The sequence below is a fragment of the Bacillus cereus group sp. MYBK195-1 genome, from assembly GCF_051916605.1.
Taxonomy (GTDB): Bacteria; Bacillota; Bacilli; order Bacillales; family Bacillaceae_G; genus Bacillus_A; species Bacillus_A cereus.
Genome location: NZ_JBQAGZ010000002.1, coordinates 1,152,081 through 1,174,688, shown reverse-complemented (window position 1 = coordinate 1,174,688; position 22,608 = coordinate 1,152,081). Strand labels below are relative to the sequence as shown.

The window sequence follows — 22,608 nt, the reverse complement described above, 5'->3', positions numbered from 1 at the left end:
CTATTACTAGGAGGATAACCATGAATGAAGCAGAATTTTACGCATATCACATCGTAACAAGGAAAAAAATGCATATCGGACAAATCATTCCTTTTAACAAAAATTAACACAATACTCTATATCACTTCTTTTTTGAAAGAGAACAATTAAATGCTAGTGGTGAAGATGGCATACAAATTTTAAATAAACACTATAAAAATAACGAATTACATATAAATAATGAAAATACTAAAGTAGTTATGAGTTATATGGATCAAACAATTAGAGCAGTTAGAGAAACAATTGTAGAAATGGTTAGACTACAATAATTCCCTGAATACCCCTTCCAGGTTATCTTGTTTATACGCTTCAAAAAGCTATGAAGATGCTTTGAAATGGAGAGCGCTATTTGATTCTTACAATCGAGAAGTTTTACAGATTGTTAAACTACGAGTGATCGGAAATTATTTTGAAGGTGACGGGAATCTTTTACCGAAAGAAGATGGAATTCCTTTTTCTCAAAAAATCGAACAAGCTAGAGAGTATTGGGAAGGAAATATTAGAAATGATCTTCCTGAGCTACTGATTAATGGAGAAATTGAAGTGGTGGAAATTATTGATGACTTTTCCTCAATTCATATTTAATTTCTAACTAAATCATATAGGATGGAGATTACAATGAAGAAAAAAGTGTACTTCAATCATGATGGCGGTGTAGATGATTTAATTTCATTATTTTTATTACTTCAAATGGAAAACGTTGAGCTTATCGGTGTATCTGTTATCCCAGCAGACTGCTATTTAGAACCCGCAATGTCTGCCAGTCGTAAAATTATCGATCGCTTCGGCAAAGGTAATATTGCCGTAGCCGCTTCAAACTCTCGCGGGCAAAACCCGTTTCCGAAAGACTGGCGGATGCATGCATTTTATGTAGATGCTCTACCAATTTTAAATGAGTCTGGAAAAATTGTAACACCCGTGGTGGCAAAACCCGCGCATCATCATTTAATAGAAACGCTTCTACAAACGGAAGGAAAAACAACTTTATTATTTACTGGGCCCCTAACTGACCTTGCTCGTGCATTATATGAAGCTCCCATAATCGAAGATAAAATTGAACGCCTCGTTTGGATGGGTGGTACATTTCTTAAAGCTGGCAATGTACATGAACCAGAGCATGATGGAACAGCTGAGTGGAATTCGTTTTGGGACCCTGAAGCAGTGGCTCGTGTATGGGATGCAAAAATTAAAATCGACTTAGTGACACTAGAAAGTACAAACCAAGTTCCGTTAACTATAAACATACGTGAACAGTGGGCAAAAGAGCGAAAGTATATTGGTATGGATTTCCTTGGTCAATGCTATGCAATGGTCCCTCCTCTCGTTCACTTCTCAACGAACTCTACTTACTATTTATGGGATGTACTAACTACCGCTTTTGTCGGAAACACTAGCCTTGCAAAAACTGAAACGATTAATAGTATCGTTCATACATACGGACCAAGCCAAGGACGTACAGAAGAAACTACTGATGGACGACCTGTAAATGTCGTTTATGATGTAAAACATGATGTTTTCTTTGAATATATTACTGAATTAGCAAAGAAAGCTTCTATCTGAACCCCTATAAAGTGATATAACTTCAGATAACGAGCCCCAATTTTAGAAATTGGTTGTAACTAGATATTTAACTATTAAAAAGAGTATTGAATTAAATTTCAATACTCTTTTTGTGCAATTTAATTATATTTGATTAATGTAGTGTCTTACAGATTATTCATTTCATAACCATTGACAAAATACGTTATTGTTTCTAACTCATCTGCATTTAATTCTCTATCTAGCTCTTGTTTATACGCTGCCTTTATCTTCTCTTCATCGCCTTTATGAGCTTCTGTATATGTTCCTACTGTTTTTATCAAATGAATTTCTTGTAAAAACTCGTCTCGATTTATAGCTGTCCCATGAGAAAGAATATATGTCTCAGCATCAAATTTCTCTAATTCATCTATCAATTTAAACGTTCTTTTCGTCGTATAGTTCCACTTTGAAGAAAAAATATCTGCATATATACAATCTCCTACAAACAATATCTTTTCTTCTTTTATATACATAACAACTGAATCATGCGCATGATCTCCGCCCACATGTTTTAACACGCATGTCACTTCACCAAGGTCTAATTCCATTTGATCCTGGAACGTTAAGGTTGGAGGAATAATGTTAATATTTCTCGCTTTTTCTTCAAACTCTTTCTTGATACAATCCGCACAAAATGCAATTTCAGTACCCTCTTTTACGCGTGCGTCCAACGCTTCATCTGTCCATTCATAAGATACTATTGCCTGCATTTCTTTTTTCGTTTCAGCGTGCGAAATAGTTAATGCATTCTGTAATACAGATAATCCAAAAATATGATCCCAATGCCAATGCGTTAATGCTACAAAATAAGGATTCGATATATTTTGTTCTTTTAACATTTCTAAAAATAATTGTGCATGTTCTTCTGAATTTCCTGCATCAATCATTAACGTTTTTTCTTGTCCAACGACCATTCCTAAGATAGGTCTATCTGTTTCAGAAACAGGTGTCATATACCAAAATGAGTTTCCTATTTTTTTAATTTGTTGCATAACCAATTCCCCTTTTCATTTTCTCACTTAAAATTAATATATAAATTATAACGAATCACTACTTTTTTCTCTATAATCAAACACAATTACTTGGACTAATCTAACTTTCCTTTTCGTAAGCTAAAAATAAGGGAATAGAATCGGAGTGTGATACTATGGAACGTTTATGGATTCCAATGATTGTAACATTTTTTTCGTTCGGTGGATTACTATTAGGAGGTGCTGTTGGAGTAGCAACACGCCAACTCATTGAAGAAAAGATGCAGCGTTTATACGCATTATGTGGTGGTATTTTATTCGGATTATTATCACTTGAAATTATTCCTGAAACATTTTCAAGCTACGAAATGATTGGGCCTATACTTGGTATAGCTATCGGTATTTTAGTTATGAGCTTATTAGATAACTATTGTCACCATCCAATGATACATAAAAAAGATCAACAAGCATGGCAAACCTTCCTTTTTCTCTCTTTCGCTATATTTATTCATAATATACCTAGTGGATTTGCGTTAGGTACAGCTTTTATAAATCATAATGACTCTGCCATTCCCTTTTTAATAGCAATCGTCGTTCACCATATTCCAGAAGGATTAGCTTTAATTATTCCATTTCTTTTTACAAAACATAAATATATTTCCTTTTTATTAACGACTTTATTACTTTCTCTTATTCTCGGTACTGGCACAGTTTTTGGCATTTTGATGGAAGGAAAAGCTCTTCACCTGCAAGGCCTCATTATGGGAAGTGCTATTGGTTCACTTGGATATGTCACAATTCATGAAATGCTTTGGAAAGCTAAGAAACAGCTCTCTTTCCTTACATTTCTAATGTGGGCAACTAGTGGTTTTTTACTAATAACATTGTTCACTTTATTCGCTGGTCATCATTAAAGTTGCTAAAGTGAAACTTTTGTTCCTCCCACACTGATTCTTGGATTACAAATAACTAGATAAATTTCTTACTTGTATATTTTTCCTTTTTATTCAAAACATAATGTTATCTACCTATTATAAGGAGGAACAATTATGTTTGGGAAAACAGCAGGTGAAGCATTAGTTGATTTATTAATTGATTGGGGAGTAGAACACATATACGGTATGCCTGGAGATTCCATCAATTCTATCATTGAAGCTTTAAGAAAAAAACAAGATAAAATTAAATTCATTCAAGTTCGCCATGAAGAAGCTGGTGCATTAGCAGCGGCCGCCTATGCGAAATTAACAGGAAAACTTGGCGTTTGTATGGCAATTGCAGGACCTGGTGCTATTCATTTATTAAATGGTTTATATGATGCGAAACTCGATAAAGCCCCTGTTCTAGCAATTTCAGGTCAAGTAGAAACCGATTTACTTGGAACGGACTTTTTCCAAGAAGTAAATTTAGAAAGAATGTTTGATGATGTTGCGGTTTATAACCAGCGTATTATGTCAGCAGAGCAACTACCTGCCGTAGTGAATCAAGCAATTCGAATGGCTTATACGAAAAAAGGTGTATCCGTTCTTACTATTCCAGATGATGTCCCAAAATTCGAAGTGAAAAATGGTGCCCGTGTTACAAATACTTCTTTTACTTTGCCTGAATTATTTCCACAAAAAGAAGATTTAGATGCAGCGAAACTCGCAATAAATGAAGCGAAAAAGCCTGTGATTTTAGCTGGAAAAGGAACAAAACATGCGAGAGAATCTTTACTTGCATTAGCAGAACATATTGGTGCTCCAATCGTACTTACATTACCTGCTAAAGGAATTATTCCTGATGAGCATCCTCTTTGTATCGGTGGATTAGGATTAATTGGAACGAAACCTTCTTATGAAGCAATGAAGCATGCAGATACTTTAATTATGGTCGGTACTTCTTATCCGTTCACCGGCTTCTTACCTGAAAAAGCAAAAACAATTCATATCGATACAGATCCTGCCCAAATTGGGAAACGTTATGCGACAGATATTGGTTTAGCTGGTGATGCTGATAAAACATTACGATGGTTAATTGAAAATGTTGAAGAACACACAGATCATTCCTTCTTAGAACAGCACCAAGAAATGATGAAAAAGTGGGAAGATAAATTACACGATCAAGAAGAAGACTCTTCCATTCCAATTAAACCACAACGCGTTATGCATGCTCTGCAGCAAGTAGCACATGATGACGCAATTCTATCAGTCGATGTTGGAAATGTAACAGTATGGACCGCAAGACACTTCCGTATGACAAACCAACAATTTATCATTTCTAGCTGGCTCGCAACACTTGGCTGCGGTTTACCTGGTGCACTTGCTGGAAAAATTGCTTTCCCGGATAAACAAGTATTTGCAGTTTGTGGTGATGGTGGATTTGGAATGACGATGAATGACTTCGTAACAGCTGTAAAATATAAATTACCAATCGTTGTCGTCGTATTAAACAATAATAAAATTGCGATGATTAAATTCGAGCAAGAAGTCATGGGTAATATCGAATTCGAAACAGACTTAACGAACCCAGATTTCGCAAAATATGCAGAGGCGTGTGGAGGTATTGGATACCGTGTTGAGAATTTAGATGAACTCCTTCCCGCTTTCGAAAATGCAGTAAAACAAAATAAACCGTGTATTATTGATGTAGTTGTAGATGCTAACGAAGCACCAATGCCAGCAAAAATCACATTTGGTCAAGCCGCTGGTTATACGAAGCATATGATAAAAGAATTATTTGAAGAAGGTAAGATTGATCTACCTCCACTTTAAACGAAAAAAGATAGCTGAAAACAATTTGTCTTCAGCTATCTTTTTTATTTTTGTATCTCTCTATAAAAAGAAAAGTCATCCATAGTTGGTTGTACTTGTTTCTCTACTTGTAATTCTTTACTTTCCCTCTCTAGCTTTCTCACCTTTCCTAACTTAATCGCATCTTGCATGCTATTACTAATTAGATTTCCAGCTAAAATTGTCATACTATAAAAAGCAATCGGTATAAGTACAATCCATGTATGAGTAGTTAAATGACGGAAGTTTTGACCAATTAGGCCGGTCCATTCTTTTTTTACACTATCTGCCTCTGTACCAAAGATAATTGTTCCACAAAAAAATAACTCTAACAAGCCAAGATGCAAGAGAAGTAATAAAGTACTCACAAATTGTTGAGCAACAAGTAAAAAAAATGATGGTAATACGTGTGGCCATACGTGATTTTTCACTCTATGCCATTTACTGCCCCCAAGCACAGTTGCTGCCATCATAAATTCTTCTCTTTTTATCCGACGGACTTCCTGCGCTGTATATAACATAATTGTTGGTAGCGCTAAACATGTAAGGATAACCATTTGAAATATTATCCTTAAATGAAACGGCTCTGGTACTGTCCCATTTTCAAACACTAAAACTTCCTTTAACACAAAAAAAGAAATCATAACCATAGGTACAATGCTGAATGGATCAAAAAAAGATGCTATAACTGGAAAAGAACGTTTGCTATACATACCAAGAAGTAAACCAATACCTCCTCCAACTATAACTCGTAGAATCGCTATAATTACGCTCGCACCAACTGTCCATTTCGCTCCTTCTATTATTAGCTGGAAAAGATCGCGTCCTTTCTCATCACTACCGAACCAAAATTTATTCGACGGTGAAAACGGAGCAGCCTCTAGTTCTCCTTTTTCGTTATACATCATCGTAAGTTCACGGATATTCCCATCGAAAAATAAAGTATTTCCAATACTAACAATCATAAGTACGCTTAAAAAAGTAACACCAAACCAAAATCTCACATCTCTTTTTACAACTTGCCACATGCTAAACACGCTCCTTTATTACATTTTGTAAAAACGTATGTAATAAACGAAATAGTATAAAAAGCGGTACGTATAATATAATTAAACTTACTGTAAATATTTCTAATTTCGAATTTTCTTTTACAAAAACAAACATACCGTACGTATTAAATATCCATTCAATAATATATAAATTTGATAACATAAATAAAATATTTGTTTTTGCATAATAGATTGTTGTTAACAAAACATTTCTTGAAATATGATTTGTTAAAATATGTCGTAAACTAAGCCCTTTACTTTTAGCAAATATACTATAATCTTTCTCTAATTCTTCTCTGAAACGTAATAGTAGTAGCTTAATAAATAATAGTGTTGTAGGCAAAGTTAGACATATTATTGGCAATAGGCGAGCCCTTTCCTCCCCAATCCCCGCTAGTTTCACTGGCATAAATCCTGTCTTTTGAAAGATTATTACGACTAGAAGTTGCGATAATAAAATTATTAAAATATCTGGGATGCTTTCAAGTACAACAAAAATCCCATTCCACATTCGTTGCTTTGATTGAGACCGTTGTAATACCCACACAACGAGAACATACGCAATAAGTAATGACAGTAAAAATGCCGAAATAAATACAAACATTGTCTCTAAATAATGAATCCATATTTGCGGAAATAATTTCCTTGAATCTCGAAATCCATATGTAATTTCCCAAGGTTGGAGTAACTTTCCTCCAATAAACACAATCGTGTTCCAAAAACCAATTAAATCAATTTGTAATCCCTTACCTTAAATAATCGAGGGAGCGCACCTAAACAGATTATACATAGAATTGCGGTGAATAATTGTAAACAAGTAATCCCACACCACTTAGCAGTTCGCATCAACATAACTATTACCCCTTTAAAAAGAATATTCAGAAAAAAATAAACCTCTTCAACCACACCTTGAATTCGCTTTTTCCCACTTAGTAAAATAGCTTGGAATAAACACGTAACAAAAAATAATCAACCAAACACGATAAATCCCAAAAGTAATTTTTTAAAGTTTCATTTTGGTATATATACCTAATCCCTTCTTTAAACTCTGTTATTAACATCTTCAAATTAATTTCTTTCCATTTTGTTCTACCATTTGGTAAACGAACTTTTTCTGGAATGGAGATTGTTTGAATCAAAATACCACTCGTAATAAAAGTAAGTATATTTACTAAAATGCTCCCGTAAATTCCAAAAGTCCAGTACACCATCGTTGCAATTCCTACACCAAATAAAGCATACAAACTATTTACCATTTGATTAATCCCTGCTGCTGCACCGTATTGGTCTGATTCAACTACTCCCTGTATCATCGACTGTTCTGATGGAGAGAAAAATTGTATACATGCATTTTCCAAAAATAAAAATATAAAGACGAGTATAATCATCCCGTAATAAAGCGAAATTAGAATTCCGATATTACAGAGCGAACAACATATGTTACTTACCGTGCATATACGCTGTCTATCAAAACGATCTACTACTGTCCCTACTAATAGAAAAAAGATTAATGCAGGTAATGCCATCATAATTTGTGTCATCGTTGCATAAACTGGTTGTTTTCCGTATTGATCTAGCAAATAAAATATTAAAGAAACTCCAGCTATCATAGAACCAAGTCGCTCTAAAATATTTGCTAGAAAAAAACGTGCATACACTTTGTTGCGAAATAACTGTAGCATTTCTTTCATACTTTGTATCCTTTCTCTCGACAAAATAGTATTATTTTAGTCATTTATTGGAAGTTAAATTAATATTTTTCGACCATTATCCAACCTTTTCCTTCTGCATAGAGAACATTATAAAAAAGACACTTGTTTTTATACAAGTGTCTTTTTTATTTAACTTCGCTTTTTGTAATGATATATCTCGCAACTTTTTTAATTCTCTATAGTTTGGATACACTTTATTTATTTTACAAATGTATCGCACATCCACTCATAAAATTTTTCTTTCTCTTCAAGTTGCGGATAATGCGCGGATTTTTCAAAAGTAATAAATTCTTTTTTCTCTGCTTCAATCGTATTAAAATATGTTTTTGCCGCATGTAATGAAGTGTTATAATCATATTTCCCCATAAGGAAATACAATGGTAGCTTCATTTTAGTCACCTTATTAGGCAATGGATTCTTTAAATCCTTTTCTAATAAGACCGTTTGAGAATGTGATAATCCAACGTTATAACGAATTACGTCTAACAAGTTATATTCATTACTGAGTAACATTCCGATGTTATCACCATCTGGGTTTTCAATGAGTCTTGATGTTCCACCATATTTCGCAACATAATTTCTCGGAGTATATGTATCACCATTTTTTATTTTTTCAGTCAACCCATTTAAATAGGAAACCTCATCTGTATTCCGAGCATTTTGTGCCCGTTCAATCACATAGTTTAAACTATCCATTTCACTTTCTACTGTATCACTCATTTGCCCAATGCCAACATAAGATTCATATTTTTCAGGAGCTTTATTGGCAGCTTGCATTCCAATATATGTACCGTAAGAATGACCAACCAATATTACTTTTTCTTTACCTAGACGTTTTGAAACATAATCTGTCAAAGCTAATAAATCTACTACAAGAAGTTCTGATGTAAGATTCGAATAGTCTTCAAAGAAATGATACGACTTCCCGCTCGCTCTTTGATCGTAATTAACAACTGTGAAATTTTCTTCCAATAAGTTTTGGTATTTTTGAGCATATGGTATTTCTGAAGTACCTGGTCCACCATGTACAAAAATAATAACCGGATTATTCTTATCTTTACCGCGTATCATAATTTCATGACCACTTCCATTTAACTCTACTTGCTCTAATGTACTTATACTGTTTTTTCCTTTTATTTGCGAGGTCCATGTAGGAAATATTAGTGCTACGATTAATAATAGTATAGTGATGACACCAATGAGTTTAATTAATTTTTTCATCTTCTTCATAAGTAGTCTCCTTTCTTTTAAATTTATAAAAACATCAATTTAATTTTGCAAAACTACCTCAAAAAATATAAATGTGCAACAATTACACTTTCCAATTTCACCTTGATCTTTTGCACATTCTTAATATCCCATACACTTCTTAACTTTCCGCTATATAAACTCTTAATATTTTCTTAATTTTCAATACGCGATTCAAAGAAATACTCAATCATAATGTATTACAAATATAGAAAAGAGCCCTTGTTTTCTAAACAAGGACTCTTTTCATAAACTATTTAGCTACCTCTTCTTTCGGCATTACCATACCTTTATAAAGTTGAACAGTTATCCAGTAATACATGAAATAAATGACTAAGAAGATTCCTATTGGCACCCACACTTTCACAAACGGGTCAACTAATATAAAGCTGAATAAGTTAAGCCCTACTAAAACGTGAGAAATGCCAATGATCGCTGGGAAGATAAATAAATATGAAATTTCTTTATATATACTTTTCGTTAACATACTACGTCTCACACCAATTTTTCGTAACATTTCATAACGGCGTACGTCGCGAGAAGCACCTGTTAATATTTTGAACATAAGGGAACTTGCCATCATTGCTAAAAAGGCAATTCCGAGGAAAAATCCCATAAACATCGTTCCACTCATGAAGCTGTTCATAAACTGATAAATTGTCATTTTCGTAAATAAGTCTACCTTTTCACCTGTTGCTTTTTCAATTTGTGCTTTTTGTCTCTTATCTATTTCGATCAATAACGGTTTATATTTTTTCATATCATCTACTTTTGCTAATGTTACAGTATGTTCTGTTCCTTGAATCCCTTTATAATGCTCTTCGTCTGCAATTCTTACTGGTTTTCCGCTAAATTGATTATGCGTAATTTGTATCTCTCTTACAACTGCGTCTTCCCAATCCTTTGGCATATGAGGGAATTTTGCTAATTCAGGAGCCTCTAAAGCTGAATATACAGGTTCAGTTAAAGGTTCAGTCACACGTTTGCGAACAGGCTCTTTTAAAGTTTTTGTATCAAAATGGTCTGAAACAAGTGGCGGTTTCGCAGTTAAGTCGTTACGTAAATAATAAACCGCTTCTCCATCTACTTTATATTTGTACTTGCTTTCTTCAACAATTTCCATTTCTTTTAAGGCAGCTTTGTCTTGATCATTCGGATCATGAATTACAACATCATATACACGAGAAAAGTCTGTCATAATACCTACATTTTTTTGGAACGCCATACCTGCCGTCATCGCACCTGCGCCTAATGCAATTAACATTGCTACAGTACCTAATACTCTCGATAAACTATTTACTCGAAAGCGTAGCTGTGCATATGTAAAACTATTTAGACCAGTTTCATTTCGTTTTTTATTCCCCTTAATTTTCATTACAAAAAATGGAAGTAATGAACTAAAGATAAAATATGTTCCAAGTGTTGTAACGATGGTTGCTATAATAAAACCTAATTCAGCATATATTTTTACATTGATCATAAAATAGTACCCTGTACTTACTAGTAATACACCAAGTACTGTCATTATTATAATGCGAGTTTTACTTTTCTTCACTTCATCTAGTGTTTCATCTTCACGAATTAACTCTAATTCAGTTTTACGTAACAATCGGACACTGTTCATTAAGCCAGTAATGAAAAATAGTATTAAGAAGAAAATAGCTGTGACTAAAATTGCTGGTGTGTATACAGATGCATAACTACCTTTTGCTGAAATTTCCATTCCATTCATTAAAAAGTTTCCTGCTACACTTGCAAGTAACATCCCTACTAAAATACCGATAATAATACTGACAATCCCCATACCGAATGTTTCAATAAATAATAACTGTGCTACTTTTTTCTTTTTCGCACCAAGCATCATGTACATACCGAGTTCTTTTCTTCTTAACGTGAGTAAGAAAGAGTTGGCATATATAATATAAAATACAGTAATGAAAGATAATAGTATTGCACCTACCCAAAAGACGAGTCTAATACTACTAATTAGGCTATTATCTTTCGTAAATTCACTATTCATCGCCATCGTTTGGAACATGTAGAAAATACTAATACTAATAACGAGGCCAATAAGTAAAACCATATAATCTTTTAACATCTTTTTCATACTATGACGTGATAATTTAAATAACATAGTTTCGCCCCCTACTTAGACTCAGCAGCTGAGCCCATATGAGCGAGCACACCTAAAATGTCTTGATAGAAATTCTCTCGAGTACCTTGACGGTTTAATTCTTTATAAAGAAGACCATCTTGAATAAATAAAATACGCTCACAATAACTTGCACTAAATGCATCGTGTGTAACCATCAAAATACTTACATTATGATTTTCATGTAAATCTTGCATTGCTTCTAATAAACTTTTTGCGTTTTTACTATCAAGCGCACCTGTCGGTTCATCTGCTAATACAATTGCTGGATTATGTACTAAAGCTCTTGCCGCCGCTGTTCTTTGCTTTTGTCCTCCAGAAACAGCCGTCGGATATTTTGTTAAAATTTCGGTGATACCTAATTTCTTCGCAACGTCATTTACCTTTCCAGTAATCTCACTTGACGGTACGCCTTGCAAAGAAAGTGGTAAAGCGATATTTTCATAAATTGATAAGTTTTCTAGAAGATTAAAATCTTGAAAAATGAAACCTAATTTTTGAGAGCGAAAATCAGATAACGCATTGCCCTTCATAGAAGTAATATTTGTACCAGCTATCGTCACACTACCACCTGTCGCTTGGTCAAGTGTACTTATCACATTAAGTAAAGTCGTTTTTCCAGAACCAGAAGGTCCCATGATCCCGACAAATTCTCCTTCTTTAATACTTAACGATACACCCCTTAATGCTTTTGACTGATTCTCATTTCTTTTCCCATACGTTTTTTCTACACTTTCTACAGTAACTACATTTGTTGACATCTCTTTCACTCCATCCCTTTTGTATAAAATTAATTTCTCACATATTTCTTATTATTTTGTCATGTGAATTCTTAAGAATTTTTTAATTATTCATTCAAGAAGAGTTACACCTGTAACATGAACCTTTTTCCTACTTCATATTCTCATTTTTCTACAACTCGTTCCCTCGATTTCGCTTACATTTACCTTACATTTTTGTAAGATAAAAAAGAAAACACACTAATTGCTAATAGTGTGTTTTCTTTACAATCAATATTTTCTATTCTTTATTTCCTCTTCAATACTAGCCGCAAATACATTTAAAGTAACCACTTCCGACTTCTCTTCCCCATATTTACGTACATTTACAGCTCCGTTCTCCATTTCCTTATCCCCAATAACAAGAATATAAGGAACTTTTTGCATTTGTGCTTCTCTTATTTTATATCCTAATTTTTCATCTCGCACATCTCGTTCGACACGAACACCAGCTTGTGCTAATTTATCCGCAACCTCATCTGCGTATTGTACATGAACTGCATTCGAAACTGGAATGACTTTCACCTGAACTGGTGCCACCCATGCCGGGAACGCACCTCCAAAGTGCTCAATTAATATTGCTAAGAAGCGATCTAATGACCCTAAAACTGCCCTGTGAATAACAACTGGTCTTTTCTTTTCATTATTTTCATCTATATAATTCAAATCAAATTTCTCTGGCATTTGGAAATCAAGCTGGATTGTTCCGCACTGGTGGCTTCTATTTAAAGCATCTTTAATATGAAAATCAATTTTCGGCCCGTAAAATGCACCGTCACCTTCATTTAGTCTATATTTATAATTTAGCGATTGTAATACATTTTCTAATGCCGCTTCTGCTTGCTCCCATAATTTGTCATCACCCATTGAATCTTCTGGACGAGTAGAAAGCTCTACTTCATATTCGAATCCAAAAGTTTTATATACGTAATCAATTTGCGCCATTACTGATTTAATTTCATCTTCAATTTGTTTTGGAGTTACAAATAAATGTGCATCATCTTGGCAGAAAGTACGTACTCTTAATAATCCGTTTAACGCACCACTAAATTCATGACGATGTACTTGACCAAATTCACACATACGAATCGGTAATTCACGATAAGAATGCAATTTATTTTTAAACATAAGCATGTGCCCTGGGCAGTTCATCGGTTTTAATGCAAAACTTTTATTATCTACTTCAGAGAAATACATATTATCTTTATAATGTCCCCAGTGCCCTGATCTCTCCCATACTTCTTGGTTCATCATGAACGGAGTGCGTACTTCTTGATACTTATACTCTTTTTGAATTTCTCTTAAAAATGCTTCCAATTCGTTACGAATCATTTGTCCTTTCGGTAAATAAAACGGCATTCCCGGAGCCTCTTCAGAAAACATAAATAACTCAAGCTCACTGCCTAACTTACGATGATTTCTTTTTGCTGCTTCTTCAACGAAATGTAAATACTCTTCTAATTCTTTTTGAGAAGAGAATGCAACACCATATATGCGCTGAAGCACTTGGTTATTACTATCACCTCGCCAATATGCACCGGAAACGTGAGTTAATTGAAATGCTTTCAAATAACCTGTAGATGGTAAATGTGGTCCTCTACATAAATCTACAAATTCACCTTGTTTATATAGTGTTACACTTTCCCCACTAGGAATTGCTTCTAAAAGTTCTAATTTCAAGCGGTCGTTCATTTCTTGAAACAGTTTAGCTGCTTCTTCTCGAGAAACCTCAACTCGTTCTATCTTTATATTTTCATTTATGATCTTTTTCATTTCTTTTTCGATTTTTCGTAAATCTTCTATGTTTACACTACTTGGAAGATCCATATCATAATAAAATCCATTTTCAATAACAGGTCCGACTCCAAGATTTATATCACCATACAATCTTTTTACAGCTTGCGCTAAAATATGTGCCGCGGAGTGTCTTGCAATTTCTACCCCTTCATTTGAATCTATAGTAATGATTTCCACTTCCGCATTTTCTTCAATATTTCGGCGTAAATCATATAATCCATCATTTACTTTCCCCGCGACTGCTTTCTTTTTCAAACTACTGCTAATGGATCCAGCAATTTCTTCTAAAGTAACTCCATTTACAAATTCTTTAACGCTACCATCTGAAAATTTAATTTCAATCATTTGTTCTTTCATTTTTCATCTCTCCATTTCATAATAAAAAGCACACTCATCCCTAAAATAGGGACGAGCGTGCTTTTACCCGTGGTTCCACCCAGATTCCCATTGTAAATATACAATGGCTTCATTTACGGTAACGTCGTTTACACGGCACTAGATACTTCATTTCCCTAGTGCAGCTCTAAGGTGGTAAGTTATTTTTCTGCGTTAGGAAGTTCTCAGCTTTCCTTCCTTCTCTGTATAACCGGGTAAAATAACTCGTGTCCTTTTCTTCGCTTATTATGAAATTGAATGCAAAAAAGCATATTCATCCCTAAATATAGGGACGAATATGCTTATATCCGTGGTTCCACCCAGATTCCCATCACAAAAAAACATAATGGCTTCTTTTGCGATAACGTCGCATACACGGCACTAGATACTTCATTTCCCTAGTGCAGCTCTAAGGTGGTAAGTTATTTTTCTGCGTTAGGAAGTTCTCAGCTTTCCTTCCTTCTCTGTATAACCGGGTAAAATAACTCGTGTCCTTTTCTTTGCTTTTTGTAAAACATCCATTTATTGTTATTTAATATATCTTATTCATTTTATTTTTGCAAGTGTTTAAAAAAATTATTTATTTAATTTAAAAAAGCGAAACCAAATTTTTTTGGTTTCACTTCACAATTTTACCAATCTTGTGGTTCGTAATTTAAGTCTGCAAATAGACGTCTTTTCTCTTTCTTCGTTAAATCTCTCCACTGCCCAACTGGTAAATTATTCAATTCGATATTCATAATTCTCGTACGTTTTAACGTGTATACTTGATAACCTAAAGCTTCACACATACGGCGAATTTGGCGATTTAGCCCTTGTGTTAAAATAATTTGGAACTCATATTTTGATAACTGTGTAATCTCACAAGGAAGCGTTTTTGTTCCTAAAATTTTAACACCCGCTGCCATTTTCTCTAAGAAATCAGGTGTAATTGGCTTATCTACTGAAACGATATATTCTTTCTCATGTTTGTTTTCAGCACGTAAAATCTCATTAACAATATCGCCATCATTCGTTAACAAAATTAAACCGTCAGAGTCTTTATCAAGACGTCCAATGTGGCTAATTCGTAAAGGATGATTCACTAAATCAATAATATTACCTTTTACTGATTTTTCACTCGTACATGTAATACCTACTGGTTTATTTAAAGCGATATATACGTGATCTCGAGCAATTCGAAGCTGCTCTCCATTTACTCGTACATCATCACCTGGGTTCACTTGGTCACCAATTTTTGCAACCTTACCGTTAATAATTACTCTTCTCTCATTAATTAGTTTATCCGCTCCACGTCGAGACGCTTTTCCAGCTTCACTAATAAATTTATTGATACGCAAATTAGGCACATCCTTTTCTAAAAAAAATTTCAAGCTCACACTGCTTCTACCGTACAATACAAAAGGGTAAGCCTCCTATTATAACTTAAATATATTAACATGAAAGGGTATATAACGTCTTCTATTAATTACTTGTTTATAAGAAAATATCTTTATTATACATTCATTTATGCACTTTTTCAGCGTTTAATATACAAGCCATTCTTCCTTACATACAGCTTGTTTTCCTTTTATCTCTTCATGAATATTAGCTAATTTATATAAATCTGTGAAAATCTCTTCCACATAATGTTGATGTGTCTTTTCATCTTTCCAATACGTTAACACTATGTAACGATTTTCATTTTTTAAAGACTTCCCAACTACTCCACCTAACATTCCTTTTGCTTTTTCCATTCCTTTATTCCAAATTGTTTCTTGCTTATGTAAAAAATGATTTTCCTTTTCCATCTTTACATCACATATAGCAACTCTTACGAATGATCCTTCTGTAACAACGTCTTTCAAATGCGTATCAGTTATATCATACAACGTTTGAAATAATTCAATTTCACATGCAAGAAACGTATCCTCTTGATTACTATTTAAATAAATTGTATCGTGAGCACCATTCATAAATGATTGATATGTACTTCTATCTTCCCATAAAGTAAATACACATGCCTCATCTTCATACCATCCACCAAATTGTCCATGAAAACCATCTAGGTGCCGTATATCACGCCATTTTCCTTGCGCATTTGAAAACAATTCCTTTTTCTCTTCTTCCACCTTACAGTAGATTGTTTTTAGTAGCATTTTTAATTCCCCCTTTAGCATATAATTTATCTTCTTCTCACAATAATTAGTTCACATAATATTTTTATAATCATCCTAATACTTTTTATAGACATATAGAACTAATCATATTTATCACTACATCTATCAAAACATCTATCGAATTTAATTTCAAATGATTCAGAATAAAAAAAGATGTAACTCTTAATGAATTACATCTTTAGCTAATCTCCCTTATTCATCTTTTTCTCAAATACATAATACGTAATTTCTCCCGGATAATGTACTACTGCTACCTTCCGCTCCCCTTTTTTAAAACTAACAGTATGCCCGTTTTCCCCTAAGTTCTCCCATCCACTCGCCTTTGTAATTGGCATTACACTTATATATTGATAGTCCTCTTCCTTATCATCGTTAATATGGATTGCTGACATTGGCACTGGAAAATCTTTAATTTTAGATTCTTTATTCATAAATATGAATGCAATTAAACCAACTAATAACATAACCATTGAAATACTTGAAACTAGTTTTCTTCTATTCATTTTCACTAAAAACCCTCTTTTCTCACATATAACTTTCATCATTTTACTAACTTTAATTATTTATGTATAGAAAAGATATATTTTAAATCATTTCTAACCTATTTTCTCTACTTAAAACAACATTATTGTTATATATTATAATTATAAGTTTTTAAATTTTGGAGGCGTTACATATTGCAGAAATTACTTTTTACTAAATGGACAGTTGTTATTTCTATTTTCATCATTTTCGGTACGATTTTCTATGTTACTAATGTTAAAAATAACAACGAAAAAGCAACTGTAGAAACAGCGGATACAAAAACTTTCAAAACTAAATTACAACCTAAAATTAATGAATTGACTACTCATTATAATGACATCATCGAAAAAGATTGGTTACCTGCCTGGGAAGAGATTAACACGAATGGAGATTCAGTAGATCGAAATAAACTATTAGTTACAATGAGTGCTGTTTCCAAGCAGTACGAAACAATTATGAACGAAATAGACACGCTTAAAATTGAAGAAAACATAACAGATATAGATATACAAAAACAACTACTTCAATTCACAAATCAGTTTAAATCCGCATCAAATTTCATGAAAAATGCAGCAAATTTGATTATAGACGGAGCAAATAACTCTACTCCAACCGATGAAACTATTGAAAAAACAAAACAAGCTTTAGGACTTGCGGATCAACATATTGTCATCGCTTTATCTACTTTAAATGAAGTTGAAGATAAATTAGGACTTACAAAAAAATAAAACTATTTACTATTTTAAAATAAAAAATGATTGCAATTCACAATTTGTATGTCTATAATGTTTTTATTGATTTACAATCAATGTGTTTATAAATTTTATAATTCGGATGAACCATTCAGGAGAAGGTCTATTGATCTACCGACGGGGCAAAAAGTTGTTATACCAACTTTGAAACTCTCAGGTCTTGGTTACAAGTAGAACTGCATGGGGACGAATCTCTGGAGAGACTCCCTCTCGCTTTCATAGAGCGCGGAGGAAAACGAGCACCGAAGGAGCAAATCCGCTACTTTAGCGGATAATCTCTCAGGTAAAAGGACAGAGACAAGCGAAAGAAAAAGCCGATTGTATCGGTTTATTTTTCTATCCCTTGTTTCTCCAGAGACCATTTCATTTACTTGAAGTGGTTTTTATTTTTTCTAAAAAAGGAGAATAAAGATGGAGACAGTAAGTAAAGTATTAGAACAAATGAATCAATACGTGTGGGGATTACCAACTTTGTTGCTACTCGTTGGAACAGGTATCATTCTCACAGTGCGTTTGAAAGGTTTACAGTTTAGTAAACTATTATACGCTCACAAACTAGCGTTTAAAAAATCAGAAGATACTTCTTCTTCTGGAGATATTAGTCACTTCCAAGCACTCATGACAGCTATGGCCGCAACGATTGGTATGGGAAATATAGCCGGTGTTGCAACAGCGGTTACAATTGGTGGTCCTGGTGCAATATTTTGGATGTGGATTACCGCTTTATTCGGTATGGCAACAAAGTATGCCGAGGCAATACTTGCAGTAAAATACCGTGTTAGTAATGAAAATGGTGAATATTCAGGTGGACCAATGTATTATTTAGAGCGTGGTTTAGGTAAGAAATGGCTGGCAGTATTATTCGCTATATTCGGCACAACTGCTTCTTTCGGTATTGGTAATATGGTGCAATCTAACTCAGTTGCAGAGGCAATGCGAATTAATTTCTCTTTCCCTCCTGCTTTAACTGGTATAGTAATGTCATTTTTAATCGCAATTGTTATTTTAGGCGGTGTAAAAAAAATTGGGAAAGTGACGGGATATGTCGTTCCTATTAAAGCTTTCTTTTATATAATTGCTGGTCTTATAATTATTTTCTATCACTACGACCAAATTCCAGAAGCATTTTCACTTATTTTTTCTGGTGCATTTAATGGTACAGCAGCTGCTGGTGGTTTTATTGGGGCAACAGTTGCATCAGCTATTCAAATCGGAATGGCGCGTGGTGTATTTGCGAACGAAGCTGGTTTAGGGAGTGCCCCTATTGCCGCGGCGGCGGCAAAAACTGATTCGCCTGCAAAGCAAGCTTTAGTTTCAATGACTGGTACTTTTCTAGATACGTTTATTGTATGTACAATTACAGGACTAGTATTAATTACTACAGGTGCTTGGAGATCTGGTAAAACTGGCGTTGAAGCTACAACACTTGCATTCCAATCTGTATTTGGTACTGCTGGTAGTATGATTCTCGGTATCGCAATTATTTTATTTGCCTACTCTACTATTTTAGGCTGGTCGTATTATGGGGAAAAATGTGTAGCTTATTTATTCGGAGAAAGTGCAGTTAAATATTATAAAGCAATCTTTATTGTTATGATTGCAATTGGTGCTAATTTAAAGCTAGGAATCGTATGGACATTTGCTGATATTGCAAATGGACTTATGGCAATTCCAAACTTGATTGGTCTAATTGGATTAAGTAGTATTGTTGTTGCTGAAACGAATCGCTTTTTACAAGCAGAGAAATTGAAAGAAAATAATAAAAACCAGGCAAGTTAATCTATGAAAAAGGAATGACTCATACATGATGAGCGTTCCTTTTTTCATCCCCTCTTTTACTTAATTACTATCATTAAAAATATATTTATATCAATATTTACTCCTTTTTATTCCTCCAAAAGTTTTTCACATAAATGTCATAAATCGTATGGTCTAACTATATAGTTGAAAAGGAATGTGACATTAAAGTGTCACTGAAAAACTCATCCAAGAAAAGGGAGGAAAAATCTTTTGAAAAACAAAATCATCGTTTTCCTATCTGTTTTGTCATTTATTATTGGTGGTTTCTTCTTTAACACGAATACTTCAAGTGCTGAAACATCATCTACTGATTACGTTCCTAACCAATTAATCGTTAAGTTCAAACAAAATGCATCTTTAAGTAATGTGCAATCTTTTCATAAATCTGTCGGAGCTAATGTCTTATCTAAAGATGATAAGTTAGGTTTTGAAGTCGTACAATTTTCAAAAGGTACTGTAAAAGAAAAAATAAAGAGCTATAAAAATAATCCAGATGTGGAATATGCAGAACCGAATTATTACGTTCACGCCTTTTGGACTCCAAACGACCCATATTTTAATAATCAATACGGGTTACAAAAGGTTCAAGCTCCACAAGCTTGGGATAGCCAACGAAGTGATCCTGGTGTAAAAGTAGCTATTATTGATACAGGAGTTCAAGGCTCACACCCTGATCTGGCTTCGAAAGTAATTTACGGGCATGATTATGTTGATAACGACAATACATCTGATGATGGTAATGGTCATGGTACACATTGCGCTGGAATTACTGGAGCACTTACGAATAACAGCGTCGGAATTGCTGGTGTTGCCCCACAAACTTCAATTTATGCTGTCCGCGTATTAGATAATCAAGGAAGTGGTACTCTTGATGCTGTAGCGCAAGGTATTCGAGAAGCTGCTGATTCGGGTGCAAAAGTAATTAGTTTAAGTTTAGGAGCTCCAAATGGTGGTACTGCATTACAACAAGCCGTTCAATATGCATGGAATAAAGGCTCTGTTATAGTTGCAGCTGCTGGAAATGCTGGAAATACAAAAGCTAATTACCCTGCTTATTACAGCGAAGTAATTGCAGTTGCTTCTACAGATCAATCAGATAGAAAATCTTCATTCTCTACTTATGGTAGCTGGGTAGATGTTGCAGCACCAGGTTCAAATATATATTCAACATATAAAGGAAGCACGTATCAATCATTAAGTGGTACATCTATGGCAACACCTCATGTTGCAGGAGTGGCAGCTCTTTTAGCAAATCAAGGATATAGCAATACACAAATCCGCCAAATTATTGAGTCTACTACTGATAAAATTAGTGGTACAGGTACGTACTGGAAAAACGGTAGAGTCAATGCATATAAGGCTGTACAATACGCTAAGCAATTACAAGAAAATAAAGCTTCTTAAGAAAACTTTAATCAGTCGATCTACCATGAATGCAGAATAAAATAGAAGGAGAGACTTCTATAATTAAAGCCTCTCCTTCTTACAAACTATATTACTCTCTCTGCTTTTTAACCATATGTAAATACAGTACAAAATCCATCATTGTCGATGAATGACCAAGTTGACGGATCATCGCTGTTATATTTCCTCTATGATATGTACCATGATTTACAACATGTTGCACTAATTCTAAAATCGAAGTTTCTAATTTCCCTACGTATGGATTCTCAATAACAAATACAGCATTCACATCTTGTATTGTAATTAAAAACTCTTTATATTGATTTGCCATGTTTTCAAACATTTTTTCTAATTCATGTAACGATTTAGTTTCAATTTGTTTTCGTAAATCTTCTCGGTCTTGTATTGCTTCATTCATACTTTTACCATGCAATATATGTAACCACACTTGATCTGTAATATAAATATGCACAAAAGTATCCTTAATGGATGGGAATACACTCTGTATCTGCTCATTAAAAATTTTCTCATAGTTTGGTAACTCTTTTAATCGATTGAATAATCTAGTATTAGCCCAAGCATGGTAATCACACTGTTTTAATATATAATCTTTCAATTTATATTACCTCCTTATTATATGAAACGAATGGCTTGTTTCTTCATTTCTGATTCTCTATCAGCCTTTGCAATCCCTTTTTCTTTCATTTCATGCTTATTTATCGTTTTATATTTTACATACGTATAAAATTCCGTTTGAAATGGAAATGGTGTAATCCGAATTGTTTCCTCGTCCACCCATTCAGCTTGAATAAGTTTCTCCTCTTTACTATTAAACATTTCTGTTCCTTCAAAACCATCTTTAAATAAATCAATTTCATCTTTCTTTTTGACACCAGGCTTATTCATACATACGTATAAAGAAAGTTCATCACAAAACTTTAATAATCTATAATGCTTATCGAACATCGCAAACTGTTCCTTTGTTAACGTTTTCAAAATTCTTTTTTGTCGTTCTAATTCATGTTTATAAAATGACATCATCTCTTCATCTTCCTCGTTTAGTGGAAATGATAAAAAATGTTTACTACAAAGCAATGCCCCGTATGGATTAGAATTTTCAATTTCATTCAATCCAATCGTATAAAAAACAAAACGTAATGGGCTTGGACAATCCATAAATGTATATGGAATATTTTTAGCATCATTCAAAATTGGTACTTTATCAAGCTCTATCCATCCTCTGTCATGCTCATATATTGCATCAACTGTTTCTTTTAAATATGTTTTATCTTCAAAAAAGTCTTCTTTTATATGCTTTGCAATCTCTCCAGCTAAAAAACCATGATCATGTTGACGAATTAAAATACTTTCCTTCTCATTTTTTTCACGAAAAATCATTCGTATACTCCCCCTCATCCTCATATTAAAGCTTTTTATATGCATCGATTCTTAATTAATCCCTAAATAATAGAAGGGATTCAGTCTCTTGCAACGAAA

General features: G+C 33.7%; 17 protein-coding genes, 3 pseudogenes, 1 riboswitch and 2 other annotated features. Of the genes and pseudogenes, 7 read left to right on the top strand and 13 right to left on the bottom strand.

Annotation, left to right across the window (positions count from 1 at the left end; translation table 11 throughout):
• The first annotated feature begins 20 nt into the window (after positions 1–20).
• Both ACTFRY_RS15690 and ACTFRY_RS15685 read left to right on the top strand, forming a co-directional pair.
• Positions 21–624: pseudogene (locus ACTFRY_RS15690) on the top strand (DUF2441 domain-containing protein).
• A 21-nt stretch (positions 625–645) separates the two neighbouring features.
• Positions 646–1,599, top strand: a complete 954-nt coding sequence (locus ACTFRY_RS15685; protein ID WP_141541477.1) for a nucleoside hydrolase — start codon at positions 646–648, stop codon at positions 1,597–1,599.
• Between the two features lie 146 nt (positions 1,600–1,745).
• Here ACTFRY_RS15685 and ACTFRY_RS15680 read toward each other — a convergent pair whose 3' ends face one another.
• Positions 1,746–2,612 carry an MBL fold metallo-hydrolase gene (locus ACTFRY_RS15680; protein ID WP_098616763.1) on the bottom strand — a complete coding sequence of 289 codons (867 nt, stop codon included), beginning with the start codon at positions 2,610–2,612 and terminating at the stop codon, positions 1,746–1,748.
• Between the two features lie 155 nt (positions 2,613–2,767).
• On the opposite strand from ACTFRY_RS15680, the gene ACTFRY_RS15675 reads away from it, so the two are divergent.
• Together ACTFRY_RS15675 and ACTFRY_RS15670 are read left to right on the top strand one after the other, a co-directional pair.
• On the top strand, positions 2,768–3,505 hold the full coding sequence (locus ACTFRY_RS15675; protein WP_000440633.1) for a ZIP family metal transporter: 738 nt from the start codon (positions 2,768–2,770) through the stop codon (positions 3,503–3,505).
• Between the two features lie 135 nt (positions 3,506–3,640).
• Positions 3,641–5,341, top strand: a complete 1,701-nt coding sequence (locus ACTFRY_RS15670; protein WP_000467235.1) for a pyruvate oxidase — start codon at positions 3,641–3,643, stop codon at positions 5,339–5,341.
• A 44-nt stretch (positions 5,342–5,385) separates the two neighbouring features.
• Here the strand turns inward: ACTFRY_RS15670 and ACTFRY_RS15665 are convergent, their stop codons facing one another.
• The 10 genes and pseudogenes from ACTFRY_RS15665 to ACTFRY_RS15620 all read right to left on the bottom strand — a co-directional run bounded on the left by ACTFRY_RS15665 (position 5,386) and on the right by ACTFRY_RS15620 (position 17,175).
• Complete coding sequence (locus ACTFRY_RS15665; protein WP_440032357.1) at positions 5,386–6,387, bottom strand: ABC transporter permease subunit; 1,002 nt, start codon at positions 6,385–6,387, stop codon at positions 5,386–5,388.
• Between the two features lies 1 nt (position 6,388).
• Positions 6,389–7,260: pseudogene (locus ACTFRY_RS15660) on the bottom strand (ABC transporter permease subunit).
• A gap of 120 nt (positions 7,261–7,380) precedes the next feature.
• A pseudogene (locus ACTFRY_RS15655) lies at positions 7,381–8,099 on the bottom strand (MFS transporter); the annotation flags it as partial.
• Between the two features lie 219 nt (positions 8,100–8,318).
• Positions 8,319–9,350: an alpha/beta fold hydrolase gene (locus ACTFRY_RS15650; RefSeq protein ID WP_000738324.1), complete on the bottom strand. Its 1,032-nt coding sequence runs from the start codon at positions 9,348–9,350 to the stop codon at positions 8,319–8,321.
• Between the two features lie 271 nt (positions 9,351–9,621).
• Entirely contained in the window at positions 9,622–11,502 is a 1,881-nt protein-coding gene (locus tag ACTFRY_RS15645; protein WP_000897859.1) for an FtsX-like permease family protein, read from the bottom strand.
• An 11-nt stretch (positions 11,503–11,513) separates the two neighbouring features.
• Entirely contained in the window at positions 11,514–12,281 is a 768-nt protein-coding gene (locus tag ACTFRY_RS15640; RefSeq protein ID WP_000106426.1) for an ABC transporter ATP-binding protein, read from the bottom strand.
• A gap of 249 nt (positions 12,282–12,530) precedes the next feature.
• Positions 12,531–14,453, bottom strand: coding sequence for a threonine--tRNA ligase (thrS, locus tag ACTFRY_RS15635; protein ID WP_098616761.1), 1,923 nt, complete (start codon positions 14,451–14,453; stop codon positions 12,531–12,533).
• A gap of 44 nt (positions 14,454–14,497) precedes the next feature.
• Positions 14,498–14,720: a binding site (T-box leader), on the bottom strand.
• Between the two features lie 36 nt (positions 14,721–14,756).
• Positions 14,757–14,981: a binding site (T-box leader), on the bottom strand.
• A gap of 122 nt (positions 14,982–15,103) precedes the next feature.
• On the bottom strand, positions 15,104–15,811 hold the full coding sequence (gene rluF / locus ACTFRY_RS15630) for a 23S rRNA pseudouridine(2604) synthase RluF (protein ID WP_001222170.1): 708 nt from the start codon (positions 15,809–15,811) through the stop codon (positions 15,104–15,106).
• 186 nt (positions 15,812–15,997) lie between these two features.
• Entirely contained in the window at positions 15,998–16,609 is a 612-nt protein-coding gene (locus tag ACTFRY_RS15625) for a YdbC family protein (protein WP_098616760.1), read from the bottom strand.
• Positions 16,610–16,812: 203 nt separating this feature from the next.
• Entirely contained in the window at positions 16,813–17,175 is a 363-nt protein-coding gene (locus ACTFRY_RS15620; RefSeq protein WP_136986500.1) for a hypothetical protein, read from the bottom strand.
• A gap of 132 nt (positions 17,176–17,307) precedes the next feature.
• Here ACTFRY_RS15620 and ACTFRY_RS15615 point away from each other — a divergent pair, with 132 nt between their 5' ends.
• From ACTFRY_RS15615 to ACTFRY_RS15605, 3 genes are all read left to right on the top strand, one after another.
• Positions 17,308–17,883 carry a hypothetical protein gene (locus ACTFRY_RS15615; RefSeq protein WP_098616759.1) on the top strand — a complete coding sequence of 192 codons (576 nt, stop codon included), beginning with the start codon at positions 17,308–17,310 and terminating at the stop codon, positions 17,881–17,883.
• A 208-nt stretch (positions 17,884–18,091) separates the two neighbouring features.
• Positions 18,092–18,212, top strand: a riboswitch (glycine riboswitch).
• A 106-nt stretch (positions 18,213–18,318) separates the two neighbouring features.
• On the top strand, positions 18,319–19,686 hold the full coding sequence (locus ACTFRY_RS15610) for an alanine/glycine:cation symporter family protein (protein ID WP_000451050.1): 1,368 nt from the start codon (positions 18,319–18,321) through the stop codon (positions 19,684–19,686).
• Between the two features lie 231 nt (positions 19,687–19,917).
• Positions 19,918–21,111, top strand: coding sequence for a S8 family peptidase (locus tag ACTFRY_RS15605; RefSeq protein WP_098616758.1), 1,194 nt, complete (start codon positions 19,918–19,920; stop codon positions 21,109–21,111).
• Between the two features lie 91 nt (positions 21,112–21,202).
• Here ACTFRY_RS15605 and ACTFRY_RS15600 read toward each other — a convergent pair whose 3' ends face one another.
• Together ACTFRY_RS15600 and ACTFRY_RS15595 are read right to left on the bottom strand one after the other, a co-directional pair.
• On the bottom strand, positions 21,203–21,727 hold the full coding sequence (locus ACTFRY_RS15600; RefSeq protein ID WP_000656261.1) for a DinB family protein: 525 nt from the start codon (positions 21,725–21,727) through the stop codon (positions 21,203–21,205).
• Between the two features lie 17 nt (positions 21,728–21,744).
• Positions 21,745–22,509 (bottom strand): DUF3891 family protein, encoded by a 765-nt coding sequence (locus ACTFRY_RS15595; RefSeq protein ID WP_000577281.1) that lies wholly within the window; start codon positions 22,507–22,509, stop codon positions 21,745–21,747.
• Positions 22,510–22,608: the final 99 nt, after the last annotated feature.